Below are 11,274 nucleotides of genomic sequence, written 5' to 3'. Positions count from 1 at the left end.
CCGCGCGGCAGGAGCACCATGCGCTCCGCGGCAGGCAGCACGCCGGCGCCGTGGCCGCGCACGATCATCCGCTCCGGCTCGTTGAGGGGCGTGTAGCGCAGATATTCGGGCTTTTCCTGATCCCATTCGAGCCCGCCCTTGTGGCCATAGACGCGCAGGCGCAGCCCGCAGTAGTTGCCGGGGGCGGCCTGGGTGAGCCACATGGCGCCCGGGGCGTCGTTGTCGAGCCGGAGATTGAGGAAGGCCGTGTCCTCCATGGCCTTCGGCGCGCCGCAGACATGAAAGTCGGCGCGCAGCCGCGCGACCCGCCGGCCGGTGACGAATTCGAGCAGATGCAGCGCATGCGTGCCGATGTCGCCGGTAGCCGACGCCCGCCCGACCTTGGCAGGGTCGCGGCGCCATTGCACCGCCTTGAAGTCGGGATCGTCGGGTTCGGTGGCCCAGTCCTGGGCGTATTCGATCGTGAACTGGGTGATCGCGCCGACAGCATCTTGAGCGATCATCTCACGCGCCTGGCGCACCATCGGATGAAACGCATAAGGATGCGTGACGGCGAAGACGAGACCCGTTTCGCGGGCAAGCTCTGCCAGCGCCCGGGCGTCCTCCAGCGTGGTGGTGATGGGCTTGTCGCAGATTACGTCTATGCCCGCTCCCATGAAGGCTTCGGCGATGGGCCTGTGGGTGAAATTCGGCGTGCAGATCGCCACCGCGTCGATTCCGTCCTCGCGTGCCGCCTCGGCGCGGGCCATCCCGGAATAGTCGGTATAGATGCGGTCGTCGGAAAGCATCCAGTCGCGGCCCGACCGGCGCGCCGTCTCGGGATCGGCGGAAAGCGCGCCGGCCACGATCTCCCAGCGGTCGGAGAGCCGGGCGCCCGAGGCGTGCCACTGGCCGACCACCGCTCCGCGCCCGCCGCCGACCATACCCAGCCGCAGCCGCCGCTCCGCCCGCGGGTAGACTTCCGAACCCAACAAACCCATGATCGCCTCCTCCCGTGGGTGAACCCCCTTTGGCGCAATTCAATGCCGCCTCCGGAGCGCTTTTCAGCCCGGCATTGCCCTCGAATTTACCGGTCGCCCGATGTGCCGCCCGCCTGCAGGATTCGTCCCGGCACTTGCAATCGGCAAAAAGAAGTTGCAACAAACTTTCCGCGATTGCAAGTTATGCAAAGTGCTGTTCGCCGCGCGAGCGCCGCACCGGGAAGGGGAGGTCATGCCCGATAATCCGCCGCAAAGCTACGAGGAGATCGTGGCTGCGATTCACGACCGGTACGAGAAGCTCAGCCGCGGCTACCAGAAGATCGCGCGCTACGTGACCCAGAATCCGAACGACGTGGCGATGCAATCCATCTCCGCCCTGGCCGAGCGCGGCGGGGTGCACCCCTCGAGCCTCGTGCGCTTTGCCCAGCTCTTCGGCTACAAGGGGTTCAAGGAGCTGCAGATCGTCTTTCAGAGCCGTCTCGCCACGGCCGCACAGGGGTTCGAGGCGCGGGTGAGCGCGCTCAAGACCGAATTGCAGATGCACCGCAAGGACGGCTATGCGAGCCTGCTCGGAAATCTCGTGGCGCGCGACATCGCCTCCCTCCAGGATCTCTTGCGTGAAACGCCGGAGGAGGATCTCGACCGCGCCGTGGACATTCTGGCGGGTGCGGACACGATCTATATCGTCGGTCAGCTCCGCTCGGCGCCCATCGCCGTGTTCATGCGCTATGTCTTGAGCATGCTGCGCCGCCGCGCGGTGCTGCTCGACGCCGATGGCGGGCTGTCGACCGAGATGGCGCGGGTGATGCGCCCGAGCGACTGCCTGATCGCCGTCTCCTTCCGCTTCTATGCCAAGGAGGTGGTCAATATTGCCGAGGCAGCCAACGCGGCCGGCATCCCGATCGTCGCCATTTCCGACAGCACATTGTCGCCGCTTGCCAAGTGCGCCACCGTCCAGTTCTCGATTCCGGAAGACGAATACACCTTCTCCCGTTCCCTTGCCGCGCCGATGTGCCTTGCGCAGGCATTGCTGATCGCATTGGCGGACCGGCTCGACCCTGAAGCCGGGGAGGCACTGCGCATTCCCACCGTCACGCAGCTCAACCGCAGCGCAAGCAACAGCGGTTGAGCGGGCTCAAGCCACCTCGCCGATGGAACTTCCAAAGGCGATGCAGTTGCGCCCACTGTGCTTGGCGGCGTAGAGGCAGCGGTCGGCCCGGCTGAGGACGTCGGAGACCTTGGCCGGGTGATCGCGCAGGGCCGCCCCGCCGATGCTCACGGTCAGTGCCCTGCTCAGCCCGTTCGGCGCACACCAGGGAATCTGCTCGACCGCGCGCCGCATCCGCTCGGCGGTTTCTGCTGCTTGCGCAAGGTCGACATCCTTGAGGAGGACGCCGAACTCCTCTCCGCCGATCCGGCCGACCACGTCCTTCTCCCGCACCGACCTGCGGATGGCGCGGGCGATTTCAACCAGCGCATCGTCCCCCTTGAGATGGCCCAGGCGATCGTTGATCTGCTTGAAATGGTCGGCGTCGACGATCAGCAGCACATCCTCTTCGCTGTTCCGATGCGCATCCTCCAGGCGGTCGAGAAAGCGTTCGCGGTTGGGCAACCCGGTCATCTTGTCGTGGCTGGCCGCATAGGCCATCAGTTCGTGCGCGACCTTCAGTTGGCGATGGGCGGACTGCATCTCCGCATTCAGGGCCGATAGCGCATCGCGCGCGGCGCGTAGCCTTTCCAACTGCAGGAAGACGTAGGAAGCGATCGGAAAGCCGACAACCACCGGGATGAGGCCGCATTCAACCAGGTCGAGCCTTGTGTAGGGCACCCCGAGAAAGCCCCTGGCGGCAAGGAAAACCGCATAGGTCGCGGCGACGGCGACCACCGTGACGACAGAGGCTCGTGCAATGATTGAAGTTGCCCGCCCACGCATGTGGCGTCTGTAGGCAAGTCCCGTAAACGGCGCCTTGAACGGATTGTTCGAATTTGACGGAAGGGCTTCAAAACCCCGTGAAGTTCACAGGCAGGGCTTCGTTCATTTCGAGGGGGCCGGGATTTCCATGACGAATCCGCTTCTCGGTCCGGTCGGGAAGCGGTTCATCGGAATCTCCAGATCTTGCTCGGGGACGCGATGCTTCGTCGCCAGAAGCCGGCGTACCGCCTCGCCGGTGAGCGCAATGGTCAGCCACTCGCCGGGACAGCGATGCCCGGTAAGGAATCCGCCGCCGCCCTGGGGGACGGGCATATGAGCGTTTCCTGCCCAATCGTAAAAGCGCGCCGGGGCGAATGTCTCCGGCTCCGTCCAAGCGCCCGGATCGTGATTGGTGCCGTAGAGGTCGAGCAGCACCCAGTCGCCGGGAGCGAATGGATGTCCGCGCCAGGTGAAGGCCTCCAGCACGCGGCCGCCGATCACGGGAAAGAAGGGATAAAAGCGCCGCACTTCCTGGACAAAGGCTGTCACCTCCTCCTCCGACGCATCGGCGGAAAGACGGCCGGCGGCCGAGGGCTGCGTGTGAAGCGCATGGGCTGCAAAGACGACGAAGCGCCCGACCGCGACGATGGGGCGCAACAGATTGATGAGCTCCACGGCGGCGGCCTTCAGTGACAGCAGGTCACCCGAGGGGTCGCGGTGAAGTGCGATGCGCTCGGCCGGCATGCCGTGGTCGAGGAGCAGCAGGCCCTCGCGAATGTCATGAATGACGCCGCGCGCCCAGCGTTCGCAACGCCGGCGCAACAGGCGCGCCCTGGCATGGGAGGGACCGATGCGCCCCGCCCCGTCGATCATGGCGGCAAGCTCTTCCGCCCGCCGCTCGGGCTCCGCATCCCTGAGCCCGAGGCCGCACCATCGGATAGCGGTGCGCGTCAGCATCCTGCCCACGGCATCGTGAATGACGATGTGCCGGCCGGTCCGATCCTGCATCACGGCTTCCCATTCCCCGCGGAAGAGATCGGCTGCCCGCGCCAGGGCATCGTCGCTCATCATCTCCATGAACATGTGCTTGCGATGGCGATGGGCCTCCCCTTCGAGCATCTGAACACTTTCCCGGCCCTGCAGCAACGCGAGGGCGGTGCGCGGCATGGCACCACGGCGCGTGAAGCGCCCTTTCCGGTAGAAGATTTCAGCGGCGGCGGGTCCGCGCATGCACACGACGTCGGACAGCATGATGCGGGTGCGGAAAATGTCGCTGCCCAGCGCATCGCATCGGTTGCCGATGAAGCGATAGCCCTCCTTGAGGACGGCCAGGCTGCTGTCGAAGGCGGAAAGGACGGGAATGGACGACCGGCTCATGCCGTTCCAACCGGGTGGCGGCTGTCGTGTTCCCACCCGGCCGTTACGGCCTGGCAGTACCTTTCAGCCGGAGGAGGAAGAGACGTGGTCGCCCGACTTCCGCGCGGCTGCGGGCTTGTCCTGCGGCTGACGCTCCGGGCCTTTGTCGAGGCTGTCGTCGGTGACCAGTCGCGCCCCGCGCTCATAGGTCAGGTAGCGCCACAACCATTGCATCGAGACCATCAGCCGGTGCTCGAAGCCCACGAGCAGATAGACGTGGATCAGCGCCCAGGCGAACCATGCCGTCCAGCCCGTCATCTTGAGGCGACCCTGCTCGAAGATGCCGGCGTGGCGGCCTACGATCGCGGTGTTGCCGCGGCTGTGATAGGCGAAAGGCTTGAGCGGCGTGCCGTCCTTCAGATGCGCGGCAAGGCTGCGACCGAGATGTGTGCCCTGCTGCTTGGCGACCTGGGCGAGGCCGGGCAGCGGCTTTCCCGCCTCGTCCGTGAAGAGGGCGGCATCTCCGAGCGCGAAGACGTTGTCGAAACCACCCACCTTCAGCGTCTCGTCCACAGGCACCCGGCCGGACTTGTCCGTCTCCACGCCGAGCTTTCGGGCGAGCGGCGAGGCCGCCACACCGGCCGCCCACAGCACCAGCCCGACGGGCACGCTCTCGCCACCGAAGGTGATGGACCGCTCGGCGATGTCCTCTACCGGCGTGCCGGTGAAGACGTCCACGCCCAGCTTCTCCAGCCGGCGCTTGGCATAGTTCGAGGCCTTTTCGGAGAAGCCCGGCAGGATGCGCGGACCCGCCTCGATGAGCATGATCCGCGCTGTCGCGGGCCGAATGTTGCGGAAGTCGCGGGCAAGGGTGAAGCGGCTGAGCTCGGCGAGGGAGCCGGCCAGCTCGACCCCGGTCGGTCCGCCGCCGACGATCGCCATCGTCATCAGCCGCGCCTGCTCGGCCGGGTCGGTCACCCGTTCGGCGCGTTCGAAGGCGAGCAGCACGCGGGCGCGGATCTGCCGCGCATCGCCGAGCGTCTTCAGCCCGGGCGCGAAGCGGGCCCATTCGTCGTGGCCGAAATAGCCGTGCGTGGCGCCGCTCGCCAGCACCAGGTAATCGAAAGCGAGCCGTGTGCCGTCGGCCAGCAGCACGGAGCGTGCATGGATATCGATGTCGGTCACCTCGCCCAGGAGAATCTGCACGCTTTCATGCCGGCGCAGGATCTTGCGGATCGGCTCGCCGATATTGGCCGCCGACAGGGCAGCCGTCGCCACCTGGTAGAGGAGCGGTTGAAACAGATGGTGGTTCTGGCGGTCGACGAGCGTCACCGGCAGGCCGGCACGGCCGAGTTCCCGCGCGACCTCGAGGCCGGCGAAACCGGCTCCGATGACGACGATCCGCGGCGTGGCCACATTGGCGACCGGGCCTGCGCTCAGGGTCGATGCGTCTGTACTCACGGCGCTTTCTCCAGAACTTGTGTGCGTCCGCAGTATGGATGCCAAAAGGCCGGATGTCTTCCAGCCTGTCTATCCCCGCCGCCAGCCTGTGGAGTGTCAACCGGACGCGGGGCGGCTCGGTTCCCTCGAGCGAGGCGGAAGGTGCGGAACGGTCGGGTGCCCGCCGACGTTGTGAGACGCGAAGAGACTGCAAGGGAGCGTCGAATGACCATTGCGCGGTATGTTATCTGCTGCGGAACGGCGGCGGGTTTCGCCACCCTCGCCGCCATGACGGTATCCGCCCGGGGCGCGGGAAAGCATCCGCTGCAGCCCGTCAACGCGACCAGCCATTGGCTTCATGGTGAAAAGGCGGCGGCGGTGCGCCGGGTCGACCTTGCACACACGGCCCCTGCCCTCATCACCCACTTCGCCTCGTGTGCCTTCTGGGCGCTTCCCTTCGCCCGCTGGCTTGTTTCCCGGCCGCCGCGAAGCCCGCTGCACATGCTGGGCGAGGCCTCCCTGCTGTCGGCCTTTGCCGCGGCGTTCGATTACGGCGTGGTGCCGAAGCGCCTGACCCCCGGGTGGGAACTCGCCCTGCCCGGCCGTGCCGTCGCTGCCATCTTCGCCGCTATGGCGCTCGGCCTTGCCGCCGGCGGGCTGGCGGCCCAGGACAAGCACCCATCGTAGAAGCCGCATCCCGGAACTTTCCCCCCGTCCCCTTGTTGGGAAGCACCGTCGGCATTTTGGAGGCAGCGTGGAAAGACTCGCATTCGGTGCCCTCGCAGGGCTCTCCGCCACAATGGCGATGACCGCGGCCATGCGGCACCTCTGGCCCAGTCTCGAGCCGCAGGACCGCTATCCGCTGCCGCCGCGCGAGATCGTGGAAGATGCCGCGCCGCCGGCTCCGGAACGTTCGAAGCGGCTTTTATCCGTGCTCGCGCATTTCGGTTTCGGCGCCGTTGTCGGAGCGGCCTACGCGCTTTTGCCGGAACGCCGGCGCAACGGCGTCGTCTACGGGCTTACGGTCTGGGCGGCGAGCTATCTCGGCTGGCTTCCCGGCCTCGGCATCCTGAAGCCTGCCACCGAGCACCCGGCCGAGCGCAACCTCCTGATGATCGCGGTCCATGTCGTCTGGGGCGGCACGCTCGCCGCCGCTTTGAACGAGCTCGAACGGTCCGCAGACGAGGTGTTTGCAAGCGGACGGGCACCCGACGCGAAAGGCGAGGCGCAAGCTGAATGAGGAAACACCATGAAATCCGGGATTCCGTTCTGGTTTGACGGCGTCGATGCGCCGGCCCATCCGCCGCTCACCGAAGACATGGAAGCGGACGTCGCAATCATCGGTGGTGGTATCGTCGGCCTGACCTGTGCCCACCGGCTGCAGAACAGCGGCCTTAAGGCGGTCGTTTTGGAGGCGCGCGGGATCGGCCGTCAGGCCACCGGGCGCTCGACGGCGAAGGTCACCGCCCAGCACGGCCGCAAGTATGCGATGCTCAGATCCAAATTCGGCGATGAGGGCGCGCGGCTCTATGCGGAGGTCAACCAGCGGGCCGTCGACGAGATCGCCGCGCTCGCCTCAACTATGGACGGGCAGGCCGGCCTGGAGCCGCGCTCGGCCTACATCTACGCGACGGACGAAAAACAGGCCGAGCAGCTCGAAGACGAGGACGAGGCGGCGCGCGCGCTGGGCCTGCCCTCGCGCATCGTACAGAATGCGGGACTGCCCTTCCCGGCGGTCTCACTGCTGGAATTCACCGGCCAGTATCAGTTCGATCCCTATCGCTATCTCCTCGGCCTTGCCGAAGCGGTGCGTGCCGCCGTGCCCATTTACGAGGAAAGCCGCGTCATGGAGATCGACGACGGCGACCCCTGCCGGCTGAGCGTCAACGGCCGCACCGTGACGGCCCGCCACGTCGTGATCGCCACGCAGATGCCCGTCGTCAATGAAGGCATGTTCTTCGCCAAAGCATTCCCTTTCGCCCATCCCGTGGCGGCTGCATTGCTGCCGGAAGGCAAGCCCCTCGACGGCATGTTCATCAGCGCCGGCAGCCCCTCCCATTCGCTGCGCACGGCCGAGAAGGCGGGCCGCACCTATCTGATCGCCGCCGGCGGTGAGTACAAGAACGGCGAGCCGGATGAAGAAAGGCAGATGGTCGATGACCTGACCGCCTTCCTTGACAGCGCTTTCGGGATAAAGCAGCTTTCGCATTTTTGGACGAATGAGGATTTCAGACCAATGGATAGTGCCGCCTTTGTGGGCCCCGCCAGCAGCGGCTCAGACCGCCTGCTCGTGGCAACCGGTTTCGAAGCCTGGGGGATCAGCCAGGGCACGGTCGCGGCCGATATTCTCGCCGAACGCATATTGGGAAGGGAGCACCGCGCGGCCACGCTTTTCGATGCCACCCGCATCAAGCCCATTGCGGGCGGCGCGGAATTTACCAAGGAAAACCTCAAGGCCGCGGGCCATCTGGTCGGCGACCGGGTCTTCAAGCGGGCGAGCGTTCCCTATGAAAGCATCGCTCCGGGCGGCGGCGGCGTGATCTCCCATGGCGGCGAGCAGCTCGCCGTCCACAAACGCACCGACGGCACGGCCACGGCGCTTTCGGCCGTCTGCACGCATATGGGCTGTATCGTCGGCTGGAACGAGGTGGACCGCACCTGGGACTGTTCCTGCCATGGGTCGCGCTTCGACGAATGGGGCGAGGTGATCGCCGGTCCGGCGGTAACGCCCTTGAAGGCGCATGACACGGCGGAGCTGGACGACGAGACCGAATGAAAGTCCTTGTCACCGGCGCCACGGGCCTGATCGGCTCGGCTATCTGCGCCAGGCTTTCCAAGGACGGACACGAGATCGTCGCGGCCGTCAGGCCGGGAAGCCGCCCGCTGCCAATGGCCGTCGGCCGAATTGCCGAGATCGACGTGGCGAAGGCCGCCGGGCCCGAAGCCTGGGTGCCGCATCTGGAAGGCGTCGATGCGGTGGTCAATTGCGTCGGTGTCTTCCAGGACAATCCGCGCGACAGCACCAGGGGCGTCCACGTCACCGGCACGGCGGCGCTTTTCGACGCCTGCGAAAAGCAGGACGTGCGCCGTGTGGTTCATATCTCGGCAATCGGGATCGACCGCCATCAAGCGTCTGCCTTCTCGCGCACCAAGCTGGAAGGCGAAAAGCGCCTGATGGCGCGCGATCTGGACTGGGTGATCCTGCGCCCTTCCGTCGTGCTCGGCCGTGCGGTCTTCGGCGCCAGCGCTCTCTTCCGCGGGCTGGCGGCGCTGCCGGTCCTTCCGGAGATGAGGGGCACCGGGCCGCTGCAGGTGGTCCAGCTCGACGACGTCGTCGAGACGGTCGCCTACTTCCTCGATTCCGCCGCGCCGGCGCGGGTGACGCTCGAGCTTGCCGGTCCGGAACGGCTTTCCATGGGCGAGGTGGTCGCCACCTATCGCCGCTGGCTCGGCTGGCCGCCGGCGCGGCGGTTCACGCTGCCCGACTGGCTGACGGCACTGACCTACCGTTTGGGCGACTTCGCCGGTTCGCTCGGCTGGCGTCCGCCCATGCGCAGCACGGCCCGCAAGGAGATCGCTCACGGCGCAGTTGGAGACCCCTCCCAATGGACGGGCGTGACCGGCATCCCGCCGCAATCTCTGTCCGCAGCGCTGAAAGCGCGGCCTGCCAGTGTGCAGGAGCGCTGGTTCGCGAAGCTCTACTTTCTCAAGCCGGTCATCTTCGTCGTCCTGCCGGTCTTCTGGATCGCCACCGGCATCGTCTCGCTCAGTACCGGCTTCGGCGAAGGCATGGAGCTGATGCGGAGAGCCGGCACGGGGCTGCTTGCCGCGCCGGGCGTGGTGGCCGGCGCCATCGCCGACATCCTCGTCGGCCTTGCCATCGCCTGGCGCCCCACGGCGCGGTACGGGCTCTATGGCGCGATCGCGCTCTCGGCCTTCTATATCGTTGCCGGAACGATCCTCTTGCCCGAATTGTGGAACGAGCCGCTTGGGCCGCTGATGAAGATCTGGCCGATCCTCGTCCTGCACCTAGTGGCGCTCGGCATTCTGGAAGAACGTTAGTGCTTTATTTCGTTCTCAAATATCTGCACATCATCGGCGCCGCAGTGCTGTTGGGCACGGGCGCCGGCATCGCCTTCTTCATGCTTCTGGCTCACCGGACAAAAAATCCCGTCGTGATCGCCGGCGTCGCCCGCATCGTCGTGATCGCCGACTTCCTGTTCACGGCGACCGCGGTGGTGGCGCAGCCGCTGACGGGCTTTCTCCTCGTGTGGCATCTCGGTTATCCGATCTGGGAAGGCTGGATCGTATTGTCGATCCTGCTCTACCTCGTCACTGGCGCCTTCTGGCTGCCCGTCGTGTGGATGCAGATGGAAATGCGGCGGCTTGCCGACGCGGCAGTTGCGAATGGCACGCCGCTGCCTGCGCGCTACCACAAGCTCTTCCGCCTCTGGTTCGCCTTCGGCTTCCCTGCCTTCGCCGCCGTCATGGCGATCTTCTGGCTGATGATCACCCGCCCGGTCGATATCTGGTAGATGCGGCCCCGGACCGGCTGTCCAGCCGGAAGGTCTGGCAAGCATGCAGGCCGATGGTCACCGCCCGCTCCGCCGGCGCAGGAGGTAGGTGTCCATGATCCACCCCTTGGCCCGGCGGGCGGCCTCGCGCTTATCGGCGATCGCGTCGGCTACATCGCCGAGTTTGCCGGAGACGGTGATCTCGTCTTCCGCGCCCAGATACGCTCCCCAATAGATGGTGAAATCGTCGCCGGGCAGCGCCCGGAACGCCGTCTTGCCGTCGAGCAGCACCACGGCTGTGTCGGCATTTTCGGGAAAGCCGGCCGAAAGATTGCGTCCGGTGGTGAGTTGCACCGCTCCGCCCACCGTGTTGAGAGCGATGCCATGGCTGGCGGCCAGCGCCTGGATGCTGGTGATGCCGGGGATAACCTCGCGGGCGAAGGCGAACCCGGCGACGTCGCCCAGCCGGTCGAGGATGCGCAGGGTGCTGTCATAGAGCGAGGGATCGCCCCAGACGAGGAAGGCGACCGTGCCGTCTTCGCCCGTGTGCTCGGCGATCAGGTCGCGATAGGTTGCGGCGATCGCCTGGTGCCAGTCGGCCACACGCTTTCCGTAGGAGGGTTCCGCCTCATCGCGCACCGGCAAGTCGAATTCGACGAGCCGGGTCCGCTCGTTGGTGAGATAGCGCCGGCAGATCTCGCGCCTCAGCTCTGCCAGATCCTCCTTCTCCTCGCCCTTGCGCGGCACCAGCACGATGTCGGCGCGGTTGAGCGCATTGATCGCCTGCACGGTCATGTGTTCGGGATTGCCCGTGCCGATGCCGATGACGAGGAGCTTGCGCATCGCCCTACCCTCCCGAAACGCCCGCTTCCGCGAAGGTCGCCATGCCGTTGTGGCAGGCGAGCGCAGCGCGCAGGACGGAAATTGCGACGGCCGCGCCCGACCCCTCGCCGAGGCGCATGCCGAGATCGAGCAGCGGGTCGAGCCCGAGGGCGGAAAGCAGTTTGCCGTGTGCGGCTTCGGCCGAGACATGGCCCGCGAGCGCGTGCGCCAGGCCTTGGCTGTCGAGCCG

Annotated in this window: 12 protein-coding genes; 6 read left to right on the top strand and 6 right to left on the bottom strand. The window is 66.5% G+C overall.

Translation table 11 applies throughout. The features are described 5' to 3' along the window. Positions 1-980, bottom strand: a 980-nt coding sequence (locus ACFP9U_RS20065; protein ID WP_378624171.1) for a Gfo/Idh/MocA family protein, incomplete at its 3' end; no start/stop codon positions are given. Positions 981-1,212: 232 nt separating this feature from the next. On the opposite strand from ACFP9U_RS20065, the gene ACFP9U_RS20060 reads away from it, so the two are divergent. Next, positions 1,213-2,109 (top strand): MurR/RpiR family transcriptional regulator, encoded by an 897-nt coding sequence (locus ACFP9U_RS20060; RefSeq protein ID WP_322449614.1) that lies wholly within the window; start codon positions 1,213-1,215, stop codon positions 2,107-2,109. A gap of 6 nt (positions 2,110-2,115) precedes the next feature. Here the strand turns inward: ACFP9U_RS20060 and ACFP9U_RS20055 are convergent, their stop codons facing one another. From ACFP9U_RS20055 to ACFP9U_RS20045, 3 genes are all read right to left on the bottom strand, one after another. Continuing rightward, on the bottom strand, positions 2,116-2,913 hold the full coding sequence (locus ACFP9U_RS20055; RefSeq protein WP_378624169.1) for a GGDEF domain-containing protein: 798 nt from the start codon (positions 2,911-2,913) through the stop codon (positions 2,116-2,118). 102 nt (positions 2,914-3,015) lie between these two features. Continuing rightward, a complete protein-coding gene (locus ACFP9U_RS20050; protein WP_378624167.1) occupies positions 3,016-4,269 on the bottom strand; it encodes a cytochrome P450 in 1,254 nt (417 codons plus the stop codon). 63 nt (positions 4,270-4,332) lie between these two features. Next, positions 4,333-5,709 carry an NAD(P)/FAD-dependent oxidoreductase gene (locus ACFP9U_RS20045; protein WP_378624166.1) on the bottom strand — a complete coding sequence of 459 codons (1,377 nt, stop codon included), beginning with the start codon at positions 5,707-5,709 and terminating at the stop codon, positions 4,333-4,335. Between the two features lie 204 nt (positions 5,710-5,913). Here ACFP9U_RS20045 and ACFP9U_RS20040 point away from each other — a divergent pair, with 204 nt between their 5' ends. From ACFP9U_RS20040 to ACFP9U_RS20020, 5 genes are all read left to right on the top strand, one after another. Next, positions 5,914-6,375, top strand: coding sequence for a hypothetical protein (locus tag ACFP9U_RS20040; RefSeq protein ID WP_378624164.1), 462 nt, complete (start codon positions 5,914-5,916; stop codon positions 6,373-6,375). Between the two features lie 67 nt (positions 6,376-6,442). Beyond that, positions 6,443-6,928 carry a DUF1440 domain-containing protein gene (locus tag ACFP9U_RS20035; RefSeq protein WP_378624163.1) on the top strand — a complete coding sequence of 162 codons (486 nt, stop codon included), beginning with the start codon at positions 6,443-6,445 and terminating at the stop codon, positions 6,926-6,928. Positions 6,929-6,937: 9 nt separating this feature from the next. Further along, positions 6,938-8,464: an FAD-dependent oxidoreductase gene (locus ACFP9U_RS20030; protein WP_378624161.1), complete on the top strand. Its 1,527-nt coding sequence runs from the start codon at positions 6,938-6,940 to the stop codon at positions 8,462-8,464. Then, positions 8,461-9,750: an SDR family oxidoreductase gene (locus ACFP9U_RS20025; RefSeq protein ID WP_378624160.1), complete on the top strand. Its 1,290-nt coding sequence runs from the start codon at positions 8,461-8,463 to the stop codon at positions 9,748-9,750. Before ACFP9U_RS20030 ends, ACFP9U_RS20025 begins: the two co-directional genes overlap by 4 nt. Next, positions 9,750-10,223: a DUF2269 family protein gene (locus tag ACFP9U_RS20020; RefSeq protein WP_378624158.1), complete on the top strand. Its 474-nt coding sequence runs from the start codon at positions 9,750-9,752 to the stop codon at positions 10,221-10,223. The genes ACFP9U_RS20025 and ACFP9U_RS20020 overlap by 1 nt, the downstream gene beginning before the upstream one ends. Positions 10,224-10,280: 57 nt before the next feature. Here the strand turns inward: ACFP9U_RS20020 and cobF are convergent, their stop codons facing one another. Beyond that, entirely contained in the window at positions 10,281-11,045 is a 765-nt protein-coding gene (gene cobF, locus ACFP9U_RS20015; protein ID WP_378624157.1) for a precorrin-6A synthase (deacetylating), read from the bottom strand. Between the two features lie 4 nt (positions 11,046-11,049). Next, positions 11,050-11,274, bottom strand: a 225-nt coding sequence (locus tag ACFP9U_RS20010; protein ID WP_378624154.1) for a nicotinate-nucleotide--dimethylbenzimidazole phosphoribosyltransferase, incomplete at its 5' end; no start/stop codon positions are given.

This window comes from Nitratireductor sp. GCM10026969, from assembly GCF_042660605.1.
Taxonomy (GTDB): Bacteria; Pseudomonadota; Alphaproteobacteria; order Rhizobiales; family Rhizobiaceae; genus Chelativorans.
The sequence above is the reverse complement of the archived record's forward strand: the minus strand, read 5'-3'. Positions and strand labels throughout refer to the sequence as shown.

Excerpts from the sequence above, each read along its gene's own strand:
- ACFP9U_RS20060 (WP_322449614.1), top strand. The coding sequence starts at position 1,213 with ATGCCCGATAATCCGCCGCAAAGCTACGAGGAGATCGTGGCTGCGATT.
- ACFP9U_RS20055 (WP_378624169.1), bottom strand. The coding sequence starts at position 2,913 with ATGCGTGGGCGGGCAACTTCAATCATTGCACGAGCCTCTGTCGTCACG.
- ACFP9U_RS20050 (WP_378624167.1), bottom strand. The coding sequence starts at position 4,269 with ATGAGCCGGTCGTCCATTCCCGTCCTTTCCGCCTTCGACAGCAGCCTG.
- ACFP9U_RS20040 (WP_378624164.1), top strand. The coding sequence starts at position 5,914 with ATGACCATTGCGCGGTATGTTATCTGCTGCGGAACGGCGGCGGGTTTC.
- ACFP9U_RS20030 (WP_378624161.1), top strand. The coding sequence starts at position 6,938 with ATGAAATCCGGGATTCCGTTCTGGTTTGACGGCGTCGATGCGCCGGCC.
- ACFP9U_RS20025 (WP_378624160.1), top strand. The coding sequence starts at position 8,461 with ATGAAAGTCCTTGTCACCGGCGCCACGGGCCTGATCGGCTCGGCTATC.
- cobF (WP_378624157.1), bottom strand. The coding sequence starts at position 11,045 with ATGCGCAAGCTCCTCGTCATCGGCATCGGCACGGGCAATCCCGAACAC.